Genomic DNA, 22,627 nt, shown 5'->3' with positions numbered 1-22,627 from the left:
GCGAGACATGAGCGAGACCACCCGGCAGCCTTCCGTGCTGGAGATCCGCGACCTGCACGTCAGCGTCGAGACCGAGCACGGCGCGAAGGAGATCCTCAAGGGCGTCGACCTGACCATCCGGTCGGGCGAGACGCACGCCATCATGGGCCCGAACGGCTCGGGCAAGTCGACCCTGGCCTACAGCATCGCCGGCCACCCGAAGTACACGGTGACGAGCGGCACCATCACCCTCGACGGCGAGGACGTCCTCGCGATGAGCGTCGACGAGCGCGCCCGCGCGGGCGTCTTCCTCGCGATGCAGTACCCCGTCGAGGTCACCGGCGTCTCGGTGAGCAACTTCCTGCGCACCGCCAAGACGGCCGTCGACGGTGAGGCCCCCAAGCTGCGTCACTGGGTCAAGGACGTCAAGAACGTCATGGGCGACCTCAAGATGGACCCCTCGTTCGCCGAGCGCGACGTCAACGTCGGCTTCTCCGGCGGTGAGAAGAAGCGCCACGAGATCCTCCAGCTCGAGCTCCTCAAGCCGCGGTTCGCCGTGCTCGACGAGACCGACTCCGGCCTCGACGTCGACGCGCTGCGCATCGTCTCCGAGGGCGTCAACCGGGCGAAGGCCGCCAACGACATGGGCGTTCTCCTCATCACGCACTACACGCGCATCCTGCGGTACATCAAGCCCGACTTCGTCCACGTCTTCGTCGACGGCCGCGTCGCCGAGGAGGGCGGCCCGGAGCTCGCCGAACGTCTCGAGAACGAGGGCTACGACCGGTTCACGAACCAGGGCGCGACGGCGAACGTCTGATGACGGCACCTCACACCACCCCGGAGGTCGACCGCGAGGAGGCCGGTGTCCCCCCACGTCCGGCCCCCGACGCGGCGGAGATCGCCCGGCTCCGTGAGGACTTCCCGATCCTGAGCCGGACGGTGCGGGGCGGCAAGCCCCTCGTCTACCTCGACTCCGGCGCCACGGCGCAGAAGCCGCGTGCGGTGCTCGACGCCGAGCGTGACTTCTACGAGCACCACAACGCCGCGGTCCACCGGGGAGCCCACCAGCTCGCCGAGGAGGCCACCGACCTCTACGAGTCCGCCCGCGAGCGGATCGGGGAGTTCATCGGCGCCCCCGCGCAGGAGATCGTCTTCACCCGCAACGGCACCGAGGCGCTCAACCTCGTCGCCTACGCCCTCTCCAACGCGAACGCGCCCGGCGCCCTGGACGGGGTCGACCCGCTCGTCGCCGACCGGCTCCGCATCGGTCCGGGCGACGAGGTGTGCATCACGACCCTCGAGCACCACGCCAACCTCGTGCCGTGGCAGGAGTTCTGCCGCCGCACGGGCGCGACGCTCACGTGGCTCGAGATCGACGAGTCCGGCGACCTCGACCCCGAGCTGTCGGCGATCACCGAGCGCACGAAGCTCGTCGCGTTCACGCACGTGAGCAACGTCCTCGGCACCCTCGTCGACGTGCCGCGGATCGTCGCGCGCGCCAAGGAGGTCGGGGCGCTCACCGTGCTCGACGGCTGCCAGTCGGTGCCGCACATCCCCGTCGACGTCGTCGACCTCGGCGTGGACTTCATGGCCTTCACCGGCCACAAGGTCCTCGGCCCGAGCGGCATCGGCGTCCTCTGGGGCCGGTACGAACTCCTCGAGGCGATGCCCCCGTACGTCACGGGTGGCTCGATGATCGAGGTCGTCCGCATCGAGGGGTCGACGTACGCGGCCCCGCCGCAGCGGTTCGAGGCCGGCGTGCCGATGACCGCCCAGGTCATCGGGCTCGGTGCCGCCGTGGACTACCTGTCGGAGATCGGCATGGACCGGGTCGCGGCCCACGACCGCGACCTCGTCGCCTACACCCTCGAGGAGCTCGCAAAGCGTCCGTGGGTCCGGGTCCTCGGCCCGACCGACCCGCAGCGCCGCGTCGGCGCGGTCTCGTTCGTCGTCGACGGGGTGCACCCCCACGACGTCGGCCAGATCCTCGACGACTCCGGCATCGCCGTGCGCACCGGCCACCACTGCGCGTGGCCGCTGCACCGCGCGCTGCGCGTCCCCGCCTCGACGCGGGCGAGCTTCCACGTCTACACCACCCGCGAGGAGATCGACGCCTTCGTCGCCGCCCTCGACCGGGTACCGGAGATCTTCGGAGTCGCGTGATGGACCTCTACCAGGAACTGATCCTCGACCACAGCAAGCGCCCCCAGCACGCGGGGCTGCGCGAGCCCTACGAGGCCGAGGTGCACCATGTCAACACGAGCTGCGGCGACGAGATCACCCTTCGCGTCCACCTCGCGGAGAAGGACGGCACCCAGGTGCTCGAGGACGTGAGCTACGACGCCCTCGGGTGCTCGATCTCCGTCGCATCGACGTCGATCCTCGCCGACGAGTCGATCGGGTACCCGATCGAGGAGGTCCTGCAGACCTACCAGGCGATGAAGGCCATGCTCACGAGCCGGGGTCAGGACCCCGGCGACGAGGAGGTCATCGGTGACGGCGTCGCCCTCGCCGGCGTCTCCCAGTACCCCGCGCGCGTCAAGTGCGCCCTGCTCGGCTGGTCGGCCCTGCTCGACGCCCTCGCCCGTGCCGGCGCGGACACCACGACCTCTGACGACTCTACTTCTGCCGCCCCCTTGGAGGACGCATGACCGACAACCTCACCACCCCGCCCGCCGGCGACGCCGTCGCGGCTCCGGCGACCCCCGCGGCCACGGGCCCGACACCGGCCAACGCCGCGGACGTCGAGGAGGCGCTGCGCGACGTCGTCGACCCCGAGCTCGGCATCAACGTCGTCGACCTCGGCCTCATCTACGGCGTCACCGTCGACCCGTCGAACACGGCGATCATCGACATGACGCTCACGAGCGCGGCCTGCCCACTCACCGACGTCATCGAGGACCAGACGGCGCAGGCGCTCGAGGGCCTCGTCACCGGCCACCGCATCAACTGGGTGTGGATGCCGCCGTGGGGCCCGGACAAGATCACCGACGACGGCCGGGAGCAGCTCCGCGCGCTTGGCTTCAACGTCTGAGACGCCCATGCCCCACGACGACGCGCACCGCGCCGCCGATGGATCCCGACGCCCGCGCGGGCCGGAGCGGCTCTACCGCGACCTCGCGTTCGCCGAGGCCGTCACGTGGACGCTCCTGCTCCTCGGGATGCTCCTCAAGTACGTCCTCCACGTCACCGAGCTCGGGGTGCGCCTCGGCGGTGGCGTGCACGGGTTCGTGTTCCTCTCCTACGTCTCGGTGACGATCCTCGTCGCCGTCGACCGTCGGTGGAGCATGCGGGATCTCCTCCTCGGGCTCGGCTCGTCGGTGATCCCGTACGCGACGATCCCGTTCGAGCGGTCCGCCGCCCGACGGGGGCTCCTCGCCCAGCGGTGGCGCCTCCTCGAGGAGGAGCCCTCCGGGCCGGTCGAGCGGGTCGCCGCGACGGCGCTGCGTCACCCGGTGCCCGCGCTGCTCGCCACGCTCGTCGTCCTCGCGCTCGTGTTCGCCGGGCTCCTCGCCGCCGGTCCGCCGACGGAATGGTTCTCCTGAACCGACACGCCCCACCTCGCACGGCGCCGGACCCACCTCGGGTCCGGCGCCGTCGTCGTCGGGGGAGCGGGGGACGTGGGGTGAGGGACGCGCGGATGCGGTCGAACGTAGGCCCCGGTCGATGTGCTCGGGTGCCGTCTTCGGCTCGGCGGCCGCCCGCGATCACGCGCCGGTCGCGTTCACTCCTCGTACGGGAGGACGGGGCGACCCGTCGCGTCGACGACGTCGGCGAGGATCCGCGGGTCGACGTCGCGCCCGGCACGCAGGAGGCTGATCGTGCCCGTCGGCTCGAAGATCCCGTAGGCGAGCTCGTCGAGGTGGCGGATGCCGTGCGTCCGGAGCGCGCCCCGCACCTCGTCGGTCGTGATGTGCGCCCGGCGGAGGCCCTCGTCGACGATCTCGCCGCGGTCGACGATGAGGATCGGGTCGGGCGTGAGCCACCGGTGGATCCGGGGGATCGTGCGGAGCCGTCCGACGCCGACCTCGAGGAGGAGGAGCGTGCCGAGGCCGAGCACCCCGGCCGCGAGCACGGGGGTGTCCCCGAGGATGACGCGACCCGCGATGGCACCCAGCATGAGGGTGACGACGAGGTCGAACGTCGACATCCGTGCGAGGACCCGCGCCCCGAACACCCGGACGAGGACGAGGAACGCCACGTACATGCCAGCCGCCGAGACGACGACCGCGGCGGCCTGCAGGGGAGTGATCGCGAGGAGGTCGGCCATGCCCGCATCCTCCCAGCCTCACCCCTGCGGGTACCCCGTCACGGGCCCGGAGTGGTTGGGCTCCCACCCGAGCGCGGGGGCGACGTGCTCCGCGAACGCGCCGAGCAGGCGGAGGTTGGTCTCCACCCCGAGCTGGGAGGGGATCGTCAGCATGAGCGTGTCGGCGGCCATGACGGCCGCGTCCGCGCGCAACTCCTCGATCAGGGCGTCGGGTTCACCGACGTAGGTACGCCCGAACGTCGAGGTGAACCCGTCGATGACGCCGATCTGATCGCCCTCACCCCGGGCCATGCGGGCCCACAGCGCATCTCGACCGTCGACGATCGGAAAGACGCTGCGGCTCACCGAGACCCGCGGGGTGCGATCGTGCCCCGCTGCCCGGAACGCGTCGTGATAGCGGCGGATCTGCTCGGCCTGCAGGTCGCCGAAGGACGACCCCGTCGCCTCGGTGAGCAGAGTCGAACTCATGAGGTTGACGCCCGTGCGGCCCGCCCACTCCGCGGTCTCGCGGGTGCCCGCACCCCACCACACGCGGCTCGTCAGGCCAGGGCTGTGCGGCTCGATGCGCAGGCGCACGCCGGGCCCGAACTGCGCGGGGTCTGCGTCGACGAGGCGCTCCCCGGCGATCGCGCGGAGAAACAGGTCGAACTTGTCGCGCGCGATGTCGACGCCCCGTGGGTCGGTGGAGCCGGTGTACCCGAACGCCTCCCACCCGCGGTGTGCCGGCTCGGGTGAGCCGCGGCTCACGCCGAGGGCGAGTCGTTCGCCGGAGAGGAGGTCGAGGGCGGCCGCCTCCTCGGCGAGGTACAGCGGGTTCTCGTACCGCATGTCGACGACCCCGGTGCCCACCTCGATGCGTGAGGTGCTCGCCGCCATGGCCGCGAGCAACGGCATCGGCGAGGCCGCCTGGCGGGCGAAGTGGTGGACGCGCACGTACGCGCCGTTGACGCCGAGATCGTCCGCGCCCCGGGCGATCTCGACGGTGTCGCGGAGCATCGCCGCCGCATCGGGGTCGCCGGGGCCGCAACCCGTGCCGTAGTGACCGAAGCTGAGGAATCCGAACGCCTTCATGACCCCGACAACCTGAGTGACGCGTCCACTATTCCGGGGGGGCGCCGACGCGGCGGGCGCGTCTCGGCACCCGCCGCATCGCAGGGCCCTCAGCCGAGGTCGGCGATCTGCCCCTCCTTGACGCCGAGGGCACCGGCGCAGGCCGTGCGCACGGACTCGAGATCGCCACCGACGGAGGCCTGGACGACCCCGACGACGAGGGCCTCGACGAGCGGACCGGCGGAGACCGCCACCCGCCCCCGCACGTCGTCGCCGAGCAGGTCGAGGGCCGTCTCGGTCGACATCACCGCCGAGCCGAGGTCGAGCAGCACCACGACCCCGCCACCCGCAGCAGCGTCGACACGCTCGATCGCCTTCCGGATCGCGACCGCATCGGTGCCGAAACCACCGTCCGCCGTTCCCGCCGCGACCTCCACGGTGACCGGGTCGCCCGGCGTTGTCTCCGCGGCCAGGGCCACGGCCGCCTCGGCGAGCGGTCGGCTGTGGCTGACGACGACGAACCCGACGCCTCGGTTCTGCGGCCCGGTGGGGGAGTCCGTCGGCGCGGTCGCCGCCGCATCCGCGGTCGCCGAGGTCGTCGTGTCCGAGGTCGTCGGCGACGAGTCGGAGACCTGCTCCGGCGAGGACTCCGACTGCGGGGCGGGGGCGGCCTCGGCGGAGGACGCGGTGCCGGTGCTCTGCGCGACCGCGGTGTGTAGTGCCGCGATCAGCAGCGCAGCCGAGGTAGCGCCGGGGTCCTGGTGACCGACGGACCGCTCGCCGAGGTAGGAGGCGCGGCCCTTCGTCGCGGTCAGGTCGGTGGTGGCGTCTCGACCGGCGTCCGCGGCCGAGGTGGCGGCGTCGAGCGCGGCGACCAGATCGCCCTGCCCACCGTCGAAGGCCTCGACGGCGGGGACGAGCGCGTCGAGCATCGTCTTCTCCCCGGTGGTGGCCTTGCCCCGCGCCTGCACGCCCTCGATCCCGGCCCGCAGCGCCGTCGCGAGGGTGGTGGCGTCGAGTTCCGGTGCGTCGCCGCACGCCTGGCCCGTGCGCATGAGGAACGTGCCGTAGAGCGGGCCGGAGGCGCCACCGACCGTGCTCACGAGGGTCATCCCGGCCTTGCCGAGCATCGTCGCGGGGGAGACCTCGGCGAGGGCGTCGTCGCCGCCGAGCCCGTCGAGGTAGGCGACGACCGCAGCCATGCCGCGGGTCATGTTCGCGCCGTGGTCGGCGTCGCCGATGGCCGCGTCGAGATCGGTGAGCACGGACTCGTTCTCGCCGACGAGCCGCGCGTACTCCCGCAGCCAGGCCGCGAATGTGGCGGTGGAGATCGTGCCCTCCGCGCCCGTGGCGACCCGACGGGGGCCGCTCGGTGCCGCAGTCGTCCCGCCGGTCTCCGTCCGGGCCTGTGCATCGGCCGCGTCAGCCTGCGGTGAGTCCTGCGTCGACGCTGCGGCAGGGGCGGCGTCCGACGCGCGGGTGGAGGTCTCCGGGTCGGCGGATCCCGGTGTGCCCCAGCGCAACCCGGGGGTGTTCACCGGCGCTTCCCAGTAGCGCAGCATCTCGTCGTCGAGGGCGAGGAGGGTGAGGGAGGCCCCGGCCATCTCCAGACTCGTGATGTACGGCCCGACGAGGTGACGCACGACCTCGACGCCCGCGGCCCCGAGCAGCGCGTCGATCTCGGCCGAGAGGTTGTAGAGCTCGAGCAGGGGAGTGCCGCCCAGCCCGTTGACGAAGCTGAGCACGGGGCCGGAGGTGAAGTCGTGGTCGGCGAGGATGGGCTCGACGAGCACGTGGGCGATCTCGCTCGCGGTGCCGAGGTCGTCGGTGCGGCGGCCGGGTTCGCCGTGGATGCCGACGCCGACCTCCATGCGTCCCTCGGGCAGGTCGAACGTGGGGTGCCCCGCGGCGGGCACCGTGCACGAGGTGAGCGCGACGCCCATGGAGCGGCCGGAGTCGGCCACGCGCTGCGCGAGCGAGCGGCACTCCTCGAGGTCGAGGCCGTCCTCCGCGGCGGCGCCGACGATCTTCTCGAGCAGCACGGTGACCCCGACGCCGCGACGGCCGGTGCTGTACGTGCTGTCCGCGACGGCGACGTCGTCGGCCGTGATCACCGTGGCGACCTCGACACCGGCGGCGGCCTCCGCGGCCATCTCGAAGTTCATGACGTCGCCGGAGTAGTTCTTGACGATGTGAAGCACACCCGCACCCCGGTCGACCTGCGTCGTCGCGGCGAGGATCTGGTCGGGCACCGGCGAGGTGAACACCGCTCCCGCACAGGCGGCGTCGAGCATCCCGAACCCGACGAACCCGCCATGGAGGGGCTCATGGCCGGAGCCGCCGCCGGAGAGCAGCGAGACCTTGCCCTGCTCCTTGGGCGTGGCCCGGTAGACGATCGCGTTCTCCACGTCGACGGACAGCTCGGGGTATGCCCCGGCCATGCCGGTGAGAGCGCCACGGACGAGATCGGTGGGGTCGTCGATGATCTTCTGCATCGCACGTGCCTTCCTGCTCGGAGGTGCGATCAGGCTATCCCGGGATCGGCTCCGCACCGGGGACGACGGTCCCGACGTACCCTGGCCGCCGCCGCCGCGCGCCGCACCACATCGAGCATCGGGGGAGTCCTGCCCGTGTCGTCGTCCACGCCGCGCGACCTGCCGCTCGACCCGCCTTCCGACCTGCCGCTCGACCCGCCGCCCGACCTGCCGCTCGACCCGCCGTCCGGCCCGCACGCGAGCACGTCCTCGACGACGGCCTCCTGCCCGCCCGGGATGCAGATCGACCTCGTCGGGTCCGGCCGCCTCGCCGGTTCGCTCGCCCGCGCCCTCGCCGCGGTGCCGCATGTCACCGTGCCCGGGTTGTGGGGGAGGGACGCCGCACAACGACGGCGCGTGCCCACGCGGCCGGGGTCTCCGTGCTCACCGTCGACGACCTCGCCGCCGCGGGGCTGCCCGGCTGCCTCACCGGGCCGGCCGTGCGGGGCGACGTCGGCGCCGTCGCAGCCCACCTCGACGCCCTTGACGAGGAAAGCCGCGCCCTCGACGCGGCGACGACACGCGCCCTGCTGCCCTCCGCCGCCCGAGTCGGTGTCGCCGGTGCCACCTTCGCCTCCCTCGAGGCCCTCCTCGGGCCCCGCTGACATGCCCCGCCGGAGTCCGGGAAACCCCGGACAGCCCGTGTTCCGAGCCCTACCGTGGGAGCGAGTGGCCACGGTGGTGATCCGTGGCCGCGCTGTGCACAGTGGCCGTCGATGAGGAGTACGGGAATGTCAACGTTGCGCGTCGTCCAGTGGGGTCTCGGTGCGATGGGGAGCGGCATGGCCCGCCTCGTGGCCTCCAAGGAGGGGATGCAGCTCGTCGGCGGCATCGACACCCGCCCCGAGTACGTCGGTCGTCCCCTCGGTGAGGTGCTCGGCATCGACGCCGACCTTGGTGTGGACGTCACCGACGACCCCGCCTCCGTCCTCGACCCCGAGAAGGTCGACTGCGTCGTCATCGCGACGACGTCCTGGGTCAAGGAGCAGATCGGCGACCTGCGCACGATCCTCGAGGCGGGCATCAACTGCGTCTCGATCGCCGAGGAGATGGCCTCGCCCGAGGCCCAGTCGCCCGAGATCGCGGAGGAGCTCGACGAGCTCGCGAAGAAGAACGGCGTCTCGATCATCGGCACCGGCGTCAACCCGGGCCTGTCGATGGACACCCTCGTCGTCGCCCTCACCGCCGGCTGCCTCGAAGTCACCTCGATCGAGGCCACCCGCGTCAACGACCTCTCGCCCTACGGCCCCACCGTCATGCGTACGCAGGGCGTCGGCCTGTCGGAGGAGGAGTTCCGCAAGGGCGTCGAGGACGGCACCGTCGACGGCCACATCGGCTTCCCCGAGTCGGCGCGGATGATCAGCGACGCCCTCGGCCTCGGCATCGACCGCATCGAGCAGAAGCGCGAGCCGATCGTCTCGACCGTCAAGCGCGAGACCGAGCACATCACGATCGAGCCGGGCATGGTCGCGGGCTGCAAGCAGACCCTCCTCGGATACCGCGGCGATGAGGTCGTCCTCACCCTCGTCCACCCCCAGCAGGTCCTCCCCGAGCTCGAGGGCCAGGGCACGGGCGACTACATCACGATCCACGGCACCCCCGAGGTGTCGATGCAGATCAACCCCGAGTACGCGGGCGGCAAGGCGACGCAGGCCATCGCCGTCAACGTCGTGCCACGCGTCGTCGAGGCTTCCCCGGGCCTGAAGAACATGCTCGACGTCCCGATGACCGGTGCCCTCATGGGCCCCTCGGCCTACACCCGGCGCGTCTGATGGGCGCGACGATCCCCGCGGGCGCCTGGGTCGAGATCGAACGGGTCCTCCTGCAGCCCGAGCAGCGCGCCGCAGGCCTGCCGCCCGAGACGGCCTCGACGCCGTACGTGCTGCGCATGAACGGGTTCCTCACCGCCGACGCGGCCGAGGGCGACGAGGTCACCGTGCGGTCCCTCGTCGACCACGAGCACACCGGGCGACTCGTCCGCGTCGACCCGCACTACGACCACAGCTTCGGCGCCACCGTGCCCGAGCTACTGCGTATCGGCCTGCCCGCGACGAGCCTCAGCGAGGCCGCCTCGCAGAGCGACCCCGACACGGCCACGGGCGAGCAGGCCCCCGGCAACGAGCACGGCGACGAGCACGGGGACGGAGGCGCCCGATGAGCCGCGACATGTCCTACGACGCCGTCATGGCGCGCAAGAACGAGATCATGAAGGGCTCGCTCGGCATCGACTACGACGAGTTCGAGCAGACCCCCATCGCGTTCGACTACGAGCGCATGATGGACGTCGGCGGGTTCGAGCTCGACGACATCGCCCGCATCCAGGCCGAGACGAAGGTCGGCAACACCCCGCTGTACGAGCTGCGCAACCTCACCGAGGCGGTGCGGGAGTTCGCCGGGCCGGGCAAGGGTGCACGGATCCTCCTCAAGGACGAGGCGGCCAACGCCTCCGGCTCGTTCAAGGCCCGCCGCGCGTCGGTGAGCTGCTACGAGGCGCAGCGCCGCGGCTACGAGGGCGTCGCCACGGCCACCTCGGGCAACTACGGCGCCGGTGTCGCGAGCCAGGCCGCCATGCGCCGGCTCAAGTGCATTGTCCTGCAGGAGGTCTTCGACTCCCGCGGCGTCGGCCAGCCGGAGATCGTCGAGAAGTCCCGCGCGTGCGAGGCCTACGGCGCCGAGGTGCAGAAGCTGTCGGTCGGACCCGAGCTCTTCTACCAGATGCTCGTCACGCTCGAGACGACCGGATTCTTCAACGCGAGCCTCTACACCCCGTTCGGCATCCGCGGCGTCGAGACGCTCGGCGCGGAGATCGCCGACCAGGCCCTCGCGACCTACGGCAAGCACCCCGAGGCGGTCGTCGTGACGAACGCCGGTGGCGGCAACCTCACCGGCACGGCCCGCGGCCTGCGGGCGCGTGGGGCCGACAGCCGCGTCATCGCCTGCTCCGTCGACCTCTCCGGGCTGCACATGGCCTCCGACGTCGACTTCAACCGCAAGTCGTTCACCACCGGGCACACCGGCTTCGGCGTGCCGTTCGCCGTGATGCCCGACCGCTCCGACGTGCCCCGCAACGCGGCCCGCTGCCTGCGGTACATGGACGACTACCACCTCGTCACCCAGGGCGAGGTCTTCTACATCACCGAGCTGCTCACCAAGCTCGAGGGCATCGAGCGCGGCCCGGCGGGCAACACGAGCGTCACCGCCGCCGTCGCCCTCGCCGCGCAGATGGGCCGCGACGAGATCGTCGTCGTCCAGGAGACCGAGTACACCGGCGCCGGAAAGCACCACAACCGGCAGCTCTCCTTCGCCCGCGAGAACGGCATCGAGGTCCGCGTCGGCGACCCGCGCGAGAACGTCCCCGGCGAGGTCATCGTCCTCCCCGAACGCCTCGAACAGGTCACCGGCCGTCCGCAGGACATGGACGCCCTGCGTCGCAGCTACGTGAAGAACGCCCTCAAGCGCCTGCCCGCCGAGCGGTGGGGCGACGTCGACGTCGCGTTCGTCGCCGCCGACGCCCACACCGACGAGGCCTGGGTGCGCGAGACCGTCGCCGACCTCACCGCCACGACGATCCCCGGTGGCGACGCACGCCCCGCCACCCCCGGCACGACGAGCACGACAGGGAGCATCCGATGACCGACACCGCCCCCCTGACCCCGGAGCCGGGCGAGGGCCCGGACACCCCGGAGGTCACCGCGCCCACCGGCGCCGACCGCACCGCCCGCATGGAGGCCCGCGTCGAGGAGCTCGCGACGCTCTCCGACGACGAGCTCAAGACCCGCTTCTGGGATCTCACCCGGCAGATGATGACCCCCGTCGTCGATCTCGCCCGCACCCACACGAGCCCCTCGATCGAACGCTCCGTGCTGCTGCGCATGGGCATCGACTCCGTGAGCAGCCACGGCGTCGTCGACGCGATCGCCGAGGCCGGCCTGCTCGGCAAGGGCGCCGGTCACGTCGTCCTGCTCGTCGGGGAGAAGCACGGGCTCGACGTCCGTGCCGCCGCCGCCCGCATCACCGAGGACCCGAGCGTCCTCACCGGGCTGTTCACGAAGGGAGACGGCAAGTGAGCACCTCCGAGTCGTTCGGTCCGCTCGAGCCCAACGAGAAGCTCGACGTCGAGAACCTCATCCAGGACCTCGAGCACTACCGTCCGCGCCGCAAGGGGTGGACGTGGCGTGAGGTCCCCGAGAGCGGCGTCGACATGGGCCCGTTCCACTTCCGCGACATGGCGGAGCCCCTGAAGAACTCCCTCGGTCTGCCCGCGAGCGAGTACTTCGGCGACATCGACCCTCAGCCCAAGTGCGTCGTCACCACCGAGATCGCCTCGGGCCGCTTCGAGGACGACGTGCGCCGCATGCGCATGGCCGCCTGGCACGGCGCCGACCACCTCATGGTCATCCGCACGACGGGCCAGTCCCACATCGACGGTCTCCTCGAGGGCACCCCCGAGGGCATCGGCGGCGTGCCCATCACCCGCAAGCAGATCCGCGCGAGCCGCAAGGCGTGCGACGCGATCGAGGACGAGGTCGGCCGCCCCATCAACTTCCACTCCTACGTGTCCGGCGTCGCCGGGCCGGAGGTCGCCGTCCTCTTCGCCGAGGAGGGCATCAACGGGGCGCACCAGGACCCGCAGTACAACGTCCTGTACCGCAACGTGAACATGTACCGGAGCTTCGTCGACGCCGCCGAGGCCAAGAAGGTGATGAACGGCGCGGGCATCTTCCAGATCGACGGCGCCCACAACGCCAACGCCACCGCCAAGGCGGGCTGGCTCGTCATGCCCGAACTCATGGTCCAGCACGGCATCAACACGGCGTTCTCGGAACTCGTCGGCATGGACCCCGCCCTCATCGGCCTCTCCACGGTGCCGCCGAACTCGCCGCCCGCGCCCAAGCTCTGGTTCGACCTGCCGTACGCGGTGGCGCTGCGCGACTTCTTCAGCGACTACAAGTTCCGTGCGCAGCAGAACACGCGCTACATCGAGGCGAACATCGAGGAGGCGGTGCGGACCCACACGATCGACACCCTCATCTCGATGCTCACGAGCGCGGACATCCAGAGCACGATCACGCCCGACGAGGGCCGCAACGTGCCGTGGCACTACAACAACGTCCGCGGTCTGCAGACCGTCAAGCAGGTGTGGTCGGGTCTCGACGGCATCAACGAGCTCGTCTCCCTCAAGAAGGACGGCCCGCTCGGCGAGATGATCCACGACCTCAAGACGCGCGCCGTCGCGTTCCTCGAGGAGGCCATCGAGATCGGCGGCTACTTCGCCGCCGTCGAGGCCGGGTTCTTCGTCGACTCCGCGCGCTACCCCGAGCGCAACGGCGACGGCATCGCCCGCGACGGCTCCGGCGGCGTGGGGGCGGGTTCCATCGTCGAGCGCGACCCCGACTACTTCGCGCCGGTGAGCTGCCACTTCGGCGACAACACGATCCCGCAGTGGCTCCGCGACAAGGGCGTCGAGCGTCCCGAGGATGCCATCGGCGGCGACACCCTCGAGCACCCGGACAAGATCGTCTACATCGACGAGCTCGACCCGAGCGACTCCGTCGACGCCCGCCTCGAGAAGACCCTGCCGTACCGCAAGGGCGACAAGATCAGACCCGAGGCCGAGTGGGCGGGCGACGGCACCGTCCTCGTCCAGCTCTTCGTGCCGGAGAACGTCGACATCACCGAGGTCTACGCCGTCGAGATGGCGAAGAAGATGGGCCTGGTCGACCCCGAGGTCGTCAACGTCGAGACCATGCACCCGAGCGAGGGCACGTTCGTCGAGGTCAAGGGCAAGGTCGCGTTCGACGTCGACCGCGGCAGCCTCCACATCCCCGAGAAGGAGGAGCTGCTACCCGAGGAGGAGCTCCGCGGGGAGGTCAAGGCCCGCGGGCTGCGCGTCGTCGCCGGCACCGTCGGCGAGGACGAGCACAGCGTCGGGCTCCGCGAGATCCTCGACATCAAGCACGGCGGCATCGAGAAGTACGGCGTCAAGTACGACTACCTCGGCACGTCCGTCCCGCTCACCAAGCTCGTCGACGCGGCGATCGAGACCGGCGCGGACGCGATCCTCATCAGCACGATCATCAGCCACAACGACGTGCACCGGACGATGATGAAGCGCCTCGCCGAGCTCTGCGTCGAGAAGGGTGTGCGTGACCGCCTCGTCCTCATCGCCGGTGGCACCCAGGTGAGCCGCGAGATGGCCGCCGAGACCGGCCTCGACGCGACGTTCGGCCGCGGCACCAAGGGGATCATGGTCGTCGACGCGATGATCAAGACGCTCCGCGCCCGTGAGGGAGCGGAGTGACCGAGCAGTCCCGCAGGACCGTGCTCACCGTCGAGGTGGGCAGCACGATCACGAAGGCCAACGCCTTCGACCTGAGCGAGGGGGTCTTCCACCCCCTCGCTCAGGGGTTCGCGCCCACGTCTGTGGAGGAGGGCGACGTCGGTCTCGGGATCGACGCGGCCCTCCGTGCGTGCCGCGACGCCGGGGGGCCGGATCCCACCGACGTCGACACGCACGTCAACTCCTCCGCCGCCGGTGGGCTGCGCATGACGGTCCACGGCCTCACCGTGAGCATGACCGCCCGCGCCGCCCGGGAGGCATCCCTCGGCGCGGGTGCGATCGTCACGATGGTCACCGCGGGGCCCCTCGCGAGCTACGACCTCGACGAGATCCGGGAGATCCGCCCCAACGTCGTCCTCCTCGCGGGCGGCGTCGACGGCGGCGAACGGGGCGTCGTCCTCCGCAACGCCGAACTCCTCGCGGGGCTCCTCGCCGAGCAGCACGCCGCGGGGGAGCGGGCCACGCCCGTCGTCTACGCCGGCAACAGCGCACTCCGGCGGCCCATCACCTCGCTGTTCGCCGAGGCGGGCGTCGAGGTGCTCCTCGCCGACAACGTCTTCCCCGAGGTCGACGTCCTCGACATCGCCCCGCTGCGCGGCCTCATCCACGAGGTCTTCAACGCGCACATCACGCACGCGCCCGGCATGGCGCGACTGCGGGAGTTCACCGACGCGGAGATCCTCCCCACCCCCGGGGCCGTGCTCCGCGGTGCCGAGCTCTTCGCCGAGGCCGTGGGCGACGTCGTCGTCCTCGACGTCGGGGGCGCGACGACCGACGTCCACTCCGTCACCGAGGGCAGCGTCGAGTTCGCCGCGAAGACCCTCGAACCCGAGCCCACGGCCAAGCGCACCGTCGAGGGCGACCTCGGCGTCTACGTCAACGCCGCGAACGTCGCCGCCGGTGACGCCGAGATCGAGGCGGCCCTCGCCGACCTCCGCGCGATGCCCCAGGCCGAGGCCGAGATCGCCCTCACCCGGCGTCTCGCGCAGCGGGCCGTCGACCAGGGCATCCGCCGGCATGCGGGCACTCTCACCGATCTCTACACCCCGACCGGCAAGAAGCAGGTCGTGCGGGGCAAGGACCTCACCGCCGTCGAGTACGTCGTCGCCACCGGCGGCGCGCTCACCCAGGTGCCCGGCGGCGAGGAGATCCTCGCCGGCGTCTGCCTCGGCCCCTCCGCCAGAGGGGGTGTCACCTCCCTCCTGCCCTCGCCGGAGGCGCGGGTCCTCGTCGACCGGGGATACCTCTTCTCCGCCCTCGGCACCCTCGCCCACACCTATCCCACCGAGGTCGCCGCGACGTTCGTCGAGTGGGCCCGCACCCAGCAGGAGGACCGGCGATGATCGCGCAGACGCCACGGCTCGAGATCCACCCCGACCGCATCGCCGAGAACGCGAAGGTCGTCTACGACCTCTGCCACGCGCACGGGGCGCAGGTCGCCGCCGTCGGCAAGGTCGTGTGCGCCCACCCCGAGGTGATCCACGCGATGCTGGGGGCGGGCGCCGACATGGTCGCCGACTCCCGCATCCCGAACCTCGCCTCGGTCGCCGCACTCGGGCTCGAGCGGCCGTCGATGCTCCTCCGCATCCCCACGCCGTCGGCTGCGCACGACGTCGTGCGGTACGCCGACATCACCCTCAACAGCAGCCTCGGCAGCCTCACCGTCCTCTCCGACGCGGCCCGGATGCTCGGGGTGCGCCACCAGGCCGTGCTCATGATCGACGTCGGCGACCTGCGGGAGGGTGTGTGGCCCGATCAGGCGCCCGACGTGGCGAAGGCCGCCGCAGCCCTGCCCCACCTCGACCTCGTCGGGGTCGGCGCCAACCTCGCCTGCTACGGCGGGGTCGTCCCGAGCGTCGAGAACATGCGGATGCTCGTCGAGGTGCGCGACGCCTGCCGCGAGGCGAGCGGTCTCGAACTCGGCCTCATCAGCGGCGGCAACTCCTCGAGCCTGCCACTCCTCGCGAGCGGCGACATGCCGCCCGAGATCAACCACTTCCGCATCGGCGAGACCGTCGTCCTCGGCAGCAACGTCCTCGACCGCTCCGACTGGCCCGGCACCCGGCAGGACACCGTCCGGCTCGTCACGGAGATCGTCGAGCTCGAACGCAAGCCGTCGGTGCCCATCGGGCTGCGGGCGCAGAACGCGTTCGGCGAGACGGTGGAGTTCGACGACCGCGGCACCCGGCTCCGGGCGATCTGCAACATCGGTCGTCAGGACACGAGCGTCGACGGGATCCTTCCGCACGACCCCGGCATCCGCGTGATCGGCGGCAGCAGCGATCACCTCATCCTCGACGTCGAGGACGCGACCGGCGACGTCCGCCTCGGCGCCGAGGTGGCGTTCACGCCGAACTACGGCGCGCTCCTCGGTCTCGCGACCTCCCCCTACGTCGAGAAGATCGTCCGGAGAGGATGATCGTCGGCACGACCACGTGCGTCGCCCCTTCCGGTCGGCGTGCGTCCCCTCGGCGACGGCAAGGAGAGGCCGATGCTCTATCAGACACACCTTCGCGTCCACCTCGACGCGATCCGCCACAACCTTGCGGGCATCCGTGAGGCGGTCGGGCCGGACGTCGCCGTGCTCCTCGCGGTGAAGTCGAACGGCTACGGCCACGGCGCGGTCGAGGTCGCCCGCGACGTCGAGCGCGCCGGGCTCGTCGACCGGTTCGGCGTCGCGACCGTACCCGAGGGCATCGAGCTCCGCGGGGCGGGCGTGCGGTCACCCATCCTCAAGCTCTCCCACGCGTTCCCCGAGGAGATCGACGCGGCACTCGCCCACGACCTCGAGCTCGCGGTCGTCGACGCGGCGGGAGCCGACGCCGTCGCGGAGGCCGCCCTGGCCCGGGGCGTCGTCGCGCCCGTCCACCTCAAGATCGACACGGGGATGGGACGCATCGGCACCACCCCCGACACCGCCCCCGAGCTCGCCGTGCGCATCGAGGACTCCCCACACCTGCATCTCCTCGGGGCGTTCACGCACTTCCCGACGAGCGACACCCCGGCGGAGGACGCGTTCACCGACGGGCAGATCGCGACGTTCACCCGTGCCGTCGCCGACGTCCAGGCGCGTCTCGGACGGTGTCTCGAGCTCGTGCACATGGCGAACTCCGGGGGAGTGCTCGCCCACCCCGAGGCATGGGGCACGATGGTCCGCCCCGGGATCATGGCGTACGGCTACTACCCGGACGCGACGACGCCCCGCACGATCGACCTCCGCCCGGCGATCACGTGGGCGACGCGCATCTCGTTCCTCAAGCAGGTGCCCTCCGGCGGCACCGTCGGGTACGGACGCACGTGGGCGGCGCCGCGGGACACGTGGGTCGCGACGATCCCCGTCGGGTACGGCGACGGCTTCGACCGTCACCTGAGCAACGTCGGCACGGTTCTCGTCGGGGGCCGGCGGTACCCGATCGTGGGTAGCGTCTGCATGGACCAGTCGATGATCGACGTCGGCCCCGAACCGGTCGTGGCCGTGGGCGACGAGGTCGTCCTCCTCGGACGCAGCGGCGAGCTCGAGTACACCGCCGACGACATGGCCGAGCTCCTCGGCACGATCAGCTACGAGGTCACGTGCGCGATCGCCCCGCGCGTGGCTCGCGTCCACATCGGCGGCGGCGACATCTCTCGTCCCGGCGCGGGCGACCGACGTGAGTTCGAGGGGACCGATGGGGGAGAGGACCGCTCCGCGGTTCCGTCCTCCCTCTGACGGCTCCCGTCGCGCGGGGGGCTTTCGGGTCCCGCTCGCACCCGGTGAACCCACCCGAGGTTCGCCCGACGAACCGACCTACCGGGCGTCGCCGCAGTGCCCGCCTGGGCACCGTCCGCCGGGCCGGGAGACGGCCCCGGACACGACGAGAGGGCCGTCCACGGGGGACGGCCCTCTCGGGTACTCCTGGAATGCGGGCCGGTCGGGGAGCCGACCCGGAATCGCGTCGGGTCAGCGCACGCGACCGAAGGACGCGCCGCCGCGCACCTTGGCGAGCTTGACGACGTCGCCGGTACGGGGAGCGTGCCACATACGGCCGTTACCGGCGTAGATGCCCACGTGGTGCTTGCGGCCACCGCCGTAGAAGACGAGGTCGCCGGGGCGGGCCTGGCCGCGGCTGATCTTGATGCTCGCGCGGTACTGCGCGTCGGCGGTGCGGGGGATGTTCTTGCCCATGCGCTTGTACGTCCAGCCGGTGAAGCCGGAGCAGTCGAACGCGCGGGGGCCGGTGGCACCGTAACGGTAGGGGGTGCCGCGCTTGGTGCTGGCGATGCTGACGGCCTTGACGCCCTGGCTGGAGCTGATCGCAGCGTCGGCCGCGGGGGCCGAGGCGAGGGTCATACCGCCGGAGAGGGAGAGGGCGAGGGCACCGGTGACGGCCAGGCGCGCGGAGGCGCCCTTGAAAGAGGTCTTCATGTGTGTCGGGGGTTCCAGGAGGCGCTTGCGAAACATGACCTGTCGGGTTCGGGAACCTGGTGTCCCCGGCCTGTGCGGCGGTTGCCGCTCTGGCTTCACCCCAAGGACGTCCTCCCGGATGGGGGAGGGAATCCGTACTGCTCGGGTGCTCCGTTCCTGCCACCCACACATCTCTGCGTGTACCGAACCGGGAACGTGGTGGCAGGATTCAGCGTCACGCTCCGGTGGCGTTCCAGGGGTGAACGCCGCACAGAACATAACGACTCGGCAACACTGAAACCAACCTGAAACCCATGTAAGTGACCCAGATCACGTTTGCATCGAACGTCCAGCGGGAATGCGGCGATGCCCCGACCGTCCGCACGAAGCGGGCACGACCGGGGCGTCGCCGCGGGTCAGGAGAGGTCAGAGGCGCGAGGCGCGGAAGGTGTTGCACTGGTTGATGTCGCCGCTCTCGTATCCGCGCATGAACCACTGCTGGCGCTGGGCCGACGTGCCGTGGGTGAACGACTCGGGGTTGACCCGGCCACGGGCCTGCTCCTGGATGTGGTCGTCACCGACGGCCTCGGCGGCCGAGAGCGCGTCGCGGACGTCCTTCTCGGTGAGGGGCTGCATGAAGGCGCGGCCGTTCGCGTCCTTGCTCTCGACGGCGCCCTTGGCCCACATCCCGGCGAAGCAGTCGGCCATGAGTTCGGTCTTGACGCCGCCGCTCTCGGGCCCCTTGGGGTCCTGCTGGGCGCGCTCGAGGAGGCCGAGCTGGTCCTGCAGAGCGTGGCCGTACTCGTGGGCGACGACGTACTCCTGGGCGAGCGGGCCACCGGAGGAGCCGAACTGCTGCTCGAGGATGCGGAAGAACGCGGCGTCGAGGTAGACGGTCTTGTCGAGGGGGCAGTAGAACGGGCCCACCTCGTTGTTCGCCGTGCCACAGCCCGACGGCGTCTGCCCGTGGTACAGGACCATCTTCGTGTCCTGCCACTGCTGCTTGCCGCCGGAGGCCTTCGGGATCTCCTCGCGCCAGAACGCCTGGACGCTGTTGCGGGTGGCGACGACGCGGCACTCCGGGTCGCTGTTGGCATCGGCGCCGGTGCGGCACTTCTCCGCGAGGTCACCGGCCCCGGCCTGCGCCTGCTGCTCCGCCTGCGTCGGCGGCTGCTGCAGATCGCCCGGGTTGCCACCCATGAGCATGTAGATGACGAGGACGATGAGGCCGAGGATGCCGCCGCCACCGCCGAGCGCGAGACCACGACCACCGCCGCCCCCGCCGCGGGACACCCCCGAGGTGTCGAGCTGGGCGTCGTCGTTGAACGTCATGGGTTGCCTCCTACGGCGTCTGGCCTCGCGGTACCCGGTGACCGCCTGCACTAGACTATCCGGCGGCCGTCGCGCCGTCCTCCCACACATGCCTCTGACGTGCAGTGTTGGGCTGCCGCGGACCGGATCCGCCGAAGTGGGCGTCACATTCGCGCGGCCGCCCCGATTCGAGAGGACCACTGCGTGATCGCCGCCACCGGTATCGAGCTCCGTGCGGGCTCCCGTCTGCTCGTGCACGACGCGACGTTCCGCGTCGCCGCCGGTGACCGGGTGGGTCTCGTCGGGCGCAACGGCGCCGGCAAGACGACCCTGACGAAGGTGCTCGCGGGGTGGGCACAGCCTGCGGGCGGGTCGCTCCAGACATCCGGCGACATCGGCTACCTGCCCCAGGACCCCCGCGAGACCGAACTCGACGTCGTCGCGCGGTCGCGGATCCTCTCGGCGCGCGGCCTCGACGACCTCGTCCGACGGATGCACGAGGCCGAGGGCGCGATGGCGAGCGCCGACGCGGAGACCCACGAGCGGGCGATGGAGCGCTACCCCAAGCTCCAGGCGCGCTTCGAGGCGGCCGGGGGATACGCAGCGGAGTCGGAGGCGGCGGCGATCGCCTCGGCGCTCGGCCTCGACGACCGGGTTCTCGGCATGGAGCTGCGTCACCTCTCCGGTGGTCAGCGTCGCCGCGTCGAGCTCACGCGCATCCTCTTCTCCGGCGCGCAGACGCTGCTCCTCGACGAGCCGACGAACCACCTCGACGCCGACTCCATCACGTGGCTGCGCGACTACCTCAAGACGTACAAGGGCGGGCTCATCGTCATCAGCCACGACGTGCAGCTGCTCGACGAGGTCGTCAACCGGGTGTTCCACCTCGACGCCAACCGAGCCGAGCTCGATCAGTACAACGTCGGGTGGAAGGCCTACCTGCAGCAGCGGGAGACCGACGAGAAGCGCCGCCGCCGCGAACGCGCGAACGCCGAGAAGAAGGCCTCCGCCCTCCTCGCGCAGGCCGCGAAGATGGGCGCGAAGGCGACGAAGGCGACCGCGGCGCACAACATGGCCCGGCGTGCCGAGAAGATGCTCGACGGGCTCGAGGAGCAGCGGATGAGCGACAAGGTCGCCAAGCTGCGCTTCCCCAAGCCCGCGCCGTGCGGCCGGACCCCGCTCACCGCGGAGGGCCTCTCACGCAGCTACGGCTCCCTCGAGGTGTTCACCGGCGTCGACCTCGCCATCGACCGCGGCAGCAAGGTCGTCGTCCTCGGCCTCAACGGTGCCGGCAAGACGACGCTCCTGCGCATCCTCGCGGGCATCGACGCCCCCGACACCGGCGAGGTCCTCCCCGGGCACGGGCTCAAGCTCGGCTACTACGCCCAGGAGCACGAAAACCTCGACGTCGACCGCACCGTGCTCGAGAACATGAAGTCGGCCGCGCCCGACCTCGGCGAGACCGACGTGCGCAAGGTCCTCGGCAGCTTCCTCTTCTCCGGGGACGACGTCGAGAAGCCCGCGCGGGTCCTCTCCGGCGGGGAGAAGACGCGCCTCTCGCTCGCGACGCTCGTCGTGAGCAGCGCGAACGTCCTCCTCCTCGACGAGCCGACGAACAACCTCGACCCGGCGAGCCGCGAGGAGATCCTCGGCGCCCTCCGCGCGTACGAGGGTGCCGTCGTCCTCGTGAGCCACGACGAGGGAGCGGTCGCCGCCCTCGAGCCCGAGCGGGTGCTCCTCCTGCCCGACGGCGTCGAGGACCACTGGGGTCCGGACTACCTCGACCTCATCTCCCTCGCCTGAGGCCGAGACCCCTTCACGGCCGCCCGCTCGGCCGGGGCCTCGTCCGACCCCCCCCTCGGGCGCGGGCGCGTGACGGCGGACACCCCGCGTCCCGGCGAGGGCCGTCGTCGCCCCGGCCTAGAGTCGTCGCATGACGACGAAGTCCAGCTCCCGACCACATCCCCGCCTCCGCGTCGACGTCGACGGTCCGGTCATGCGGGTGACCCTCGACGCCCCCACGTGCCGCAACGCCCAGGTCCCCACGATGTGGGCGGAGATGGAGCGGCTCGCGACGACCCTGCCGCCGGAGATCCGCGTCGTCGTCCTCACCGGCGAGGGCCCGGCATTCTCCGCGGGTCTCGACCGCGGCATGCTCACCCCCGGCGGCGTCGACGGTGAACCCGACCTCCTCGGCCTCACCGCGGACGGGCCCGAGGCGCTCGCCGACCTCATCGAGACGTTCCAGCACGGCTTCACCGCATGGCGGGAGTGCCCGGCCCTCGTCGTCGCCGCGGTGCAGGGCCCGGCGATCGGCGCAGGGTTCCAGCTCGCCCTCGCCGCGGACCTGCGGATCGTCGCGACCGACGTCCGCTTCGCGATGGCGGAGGTCACCCTCGGTCTCGTGCCCGACCTCGGCGGCACCCACGCACTCACCTCGCTCGTCGGCCCCTCCCGCGCACTCGAGCTGTGCCTCACCGGCCGCTCGATCGACGCGCACGAGGCCGTCGCCACCGGCATCGCGAGCCTCGCCGTCGAGCCCGACCAGCTCGACGCCACCGTCGACGACCTCGTCGCGGCCGTCCTCGGCGCGCCCGAGAACACGATGCGCGAGATGCTGGGACTCTTCCGGGGCATCGAGAGCCGGACCGCCGCGGAACAGCAGCGCACGGAGCGCGGCGCACAGGCCCGTATCCTCTGCGCGATGACCGCGGCGATGCGCGGGCGCACCCGACCGGGAGCCTGAGCATCCTCCC

General features: G+C 71.6%; 21 protein-coding genes. 16 read left to right on the top strand and 5 right to left on the bottom strand.

The genetic code is table 11. From position 1 onward, the window contains the following. The first annotated feature begins 7 nt into the window (after positions 1-7). Genes sufC through MOPEL_RS10975 form a run of 5 tightly spaced genes read left to right on the top strand, consistent with a single transcriptional unit; the run spans position 8 to position 3,527 of the window. On the top strand, positions 8-799 hold the full coding sequence (sufC, locus tag MOPEL_RS10995) for a Fe-S cluster assembly ATPase SufC (protein WP_009482981.1): 792 nt from the start codon (positions 8-10) through the stop codon (positions 797-799). Next, positions 799-2,145: an aminotransferase class V-fold PLP-dependent enzyme gene (locus tag MOPEL_RS10990; protein ID WP_009482980.1), complete on the top strand. Its 1,347-nt coding sequence runs from the start codon at positions 799-801 to the stop codon at positions 2,143-2,145. The genes sufC and MOPEL_RS10990 overlap by 1 nt, the downstream gene beginning before the upstream one ends. After that, complete coding sequence (gene sufU / locus MOPEL_RS10985; RefSeq protein ID WP_009482979.1) at positions 2,145-2,633, top strand: Fe-S cluster assembly sulfur transfer protein SufU; 489 nt, start codon at positions 2,145-2,147, stop codon at positions 2,631-2,633. Before MOPEL_RS10990 ends, sufU begins: the two co-directional genes overlap by 1 nt. After that, entirely contained in the window at positions 2,630-3,016 is a 387-nt protein-coding gene (locus MOPEL_RS10980; protein ID WP_009482978.1) for a metal-sulfur cluster assembly factor, read from the top strand. The genes sufU and MOPEL_RS10980 overlap by 4 nt, the downstream gene beginning before the upstream one ends. A 7-nt stretch (positions 3,017-3,023) precedes the next feature. Continuing rightward, a complete protein-coding gene (locus tag MOPEL_RS10975) occupies positions 3,024-3,527 on the top strand; it encodes a DUF3817 domain-containing protein (protein ID WP_009482977.1) in 504 nt (167 codons plus the stop codon). A 179-nt stretch (positions 3,528-3,706) separates the two neighbouring features. Here MOPEL_RS10975 and MOPEL_RS10970 read toward each other — a convergent pair whose 3' ends face one another. The 3 genes from MOPEL_RS10970 to dhaK all read right to left on the bottom strand — a co-directional run bounded on the left by MOPEL_RS10970 (position 3,707) and on the right by dhaK (position 7,797). Further along, the gene (locus MOPEL_RS10970) at positions 3,707-4,252 is read right to left on the bottom strand and encodes a DUF421 domain-containing protein (RefSeq protein WP_009482976.1); all 546 of its coding nucleotides are present in this window, start codon (positions 4,250-4,252) and stop codon (positions 3,707-3,709) included. A gap of 18 nt (positions 4,253-4,270) precedes the next feature. After that, the gene (locus MOPEL_RS10965; protein ID WP_009482975.1) at positions 4,271-5,323 is read right to left on the bottom strand and encodes an LLM class flavin-dependent oxidoreductase; all 1,053 of its coding nucleotides are present in this window, start codon (positions 5,321-5,323) and stop codon (positions 4,271-4,273) included. Between the two features lie 89 nt (positions 5,324-5,412). Continuing rightward, a complete protein-coding gene (gene dhaK, locus MOPEL_RS16740) occupies positions 5,413-7,797 on the bottom strand; it encodes a dihydroxyacetone kinase subunit DhaK (RefSeq protein ID WP_009482974.1) in 2,385 nt (794 codons plus the stop codon). Between the two features lie 419 nt (positions 7,798-8,216). On the opposite strand from dhaK, the gene MOPEL_RS18540 reads away from it, so the two are divergent. From MOPEL_RS18540 to alr, 9 genes are all read left to right on the top strand, one after another. Next, positions 8,217-8,441 carry a DUF2520 domain-containing protein gene (locus MOPEL_RS18540; protein ID WP_009482972.1) on the top strand — a complete coding sequence of 75 codons (225 nt, stop codon included), beginning with the start codon at positions 8,217-8,219 and terminating at the stop codon, positions 8,439-8,441. Between the two features lie 126 nt (positions 8,442-8,567). After that, positions 8,568-9,608: a 2,4-diaminopentanoate dehydrogenase gene (gene ord, locus MOPEL_RS10950; RefSeq protein ID WP_009482971.1), complete on the top strand. Its 1,041-nt coding sequence runs from the start codon at positions 8,568-8,570 to the stop codon at positions 9,606-9,608. Next, on the top strand, positions 9,608-9,994 hold the full coding sequence (gene ortA / locus MOPEL_RS10945) for a 2-amino-4-oxopentanoate thiolase subunit OrtA (protein ID WP_009482970.1): 387 nt from the start codon (positions 9,608-9,610) through the stop codon (positions 9,992-9,994). Before ord ends, ortA begins: the two co-directional genes overlap by 1 nt. Then, positions 9,991-11,469 carry a 2-amino-4-oxopentanoate thiolase subunit OrtB gene (gene ortB, locus MOPEL_RS10940; protein WP_009482969.1) on the top strand — a complete coding sequence of 493 codons (1,479 nt, stop codon included), beginning with the start codon at positions 9,991-9,993 and terminating at the stop codon, positions 11,467-11,469. The genes ortA and ortB overlap by 4 nt, the downstream gene beginning before the upstream one ends. Next, on the top strand, positions 11,466-11,903 hold the full coding sequence (gene oraS, locus MOPEL_RS10935) for a D-ornithine 4,5-aminomutase subunit OraS (protein WP_009482968.1): 438 nt from the start codon (positions 11,466-11,468) through the stop codon (positions 11,901-11,903). Before ortB ends, oraS begins: the two co-directional genes overlap by 4 nt. Beyond that, a complete protein-coding gene (oraE, locus tag MOPEL_RS10930; protein WP_009482967.1) occupies positions 11,900-14,137 on the top strand; it encodes a D-ornithine 4,5-aminomutase subunit OraE in 2,238 nt (745 codons plus the stop codon). Before oraS ends, oraE begins: the two co-directional genes overlap by 4 nt. After that, on the top strand, positions 14,134-15,519 hold the full coding sequence (locus MOPEL_RS10925; protein ID WP_009482966.1) for a glutamate mutase L: 1,386 nt from the start codon (positions 14,134-14,136) through the stop codon (positions 15,517-15,519). Before oraE ends, MOPEL_RS10925 begins: the two co-directional genes overlap by 4 nt. Then, positions 15,516-16,595, top strand: coding sequence for an alanine racemase (locus tag MOPEL_RS10920; RefSeq protein WP_009482965.1), 1,080 nt, complete (start codon positions 15,516-15,518; stop codon positions 16,593-16,595). Before MOPEL_RS10925 ends, MOPEL_RS10920 begins: the two co-directional genes overlap by 4 nt. 72 nt (positions 16,596-16,667) lie before the next feature. Then, on the top strand, positions 16,668-17,885 hold the full coding sequence (gene alr / locus MOPEL_RS10915) for an alanine racemase (protein ID WP_009482964.1): 1,218 nt from the start codon (positions 16,668-16,670) through the stop codon (positions 17,883-17,885). A gap of 231 nt (positions 17,886-18,116) precedes the next feature. Here the strand turns inward: alr and MOPEL_RS10910 are convergent, their stop codons facing one another. Both MOPEL_RS10910 and ypfJ read right to left on the bottom strand, forming a co-directional pair. Further along, positions 18,117-18,581: a C40 family peptidase gene (locus MOPEL_RS10910; RefSeq protein ID WP_040634116.1), complete on the bottom strand. Its 465-nt coding sequence runs from the start codon at positions 18,579-18,581 to the stop codon at positions 18,117-18,119. Between the two features lie 405 nt (positions 18,582-18,986). Beyond that, positions 18,987-19,892 (bottom strand): KPN_02809 family neutral zinc metallopeptidase, encoded by a 906-nt coding sequence (gene ypfJ, locus MOPEL_RS10905; protein ID WP_009482962.1) that lies wholly within the window; start codon positions 19,890-19,892, stop codon positions 18,987-18,989. Between the two features lie 183 nt (positions 19,893-20,075). On the opposite strand from ypfJ, the gene MOPEL_RS10900 reads away from it, so the two are divergent. Together MOPEL_RS10900 and MOPEL_RS10895 are read left to right on the top strand one after the other, a co-directional pair. Further along, the gene (locus MOPEL_RS10900) at positions 20,076-21,674 is read left to right on the top strand and encodes an ABC-F family ATP-binding cassette domain-containing protein (RefSeq protein WP_009482961.1); all 1,599 of its coding nucleotides are present in this window, start codon (positions 20,076-20,078) and stop codon (positions 21,672-21,674) included. Between the two features lie 130 nt (positions 21,675-21,804). Beyond that, complete coding sequence (locus tag MOPEL_RS10895) at positions 21,805-22,617, top strand: enoyl-CoA hydratase/isomerase family protein (protein ID WP_040634114.1); 813 nt, start codon at positions 21,805-21,807, stop codon at positions 22,615-22,617. Positions 22,618-22,627 lie beyond the last annotated feature (10 nt).

It is taken from the genome of Mobilicoccus pelagius NBRC 104925 (genome assembly GCF_000247995.1).
Classification (GTDB): domain Bacteria; phylum Actinomycetota; class Actinomycetes; order Actinomycetales; family Dermatophilaceae; genus Mobilicoccus; species Mobilicoccus pelagius.
The sequence above is the reverse complement of the archived record's forward strand: the minus strand, read 5'-3'. Positions and strand labels throughout refer to the sequence as shown.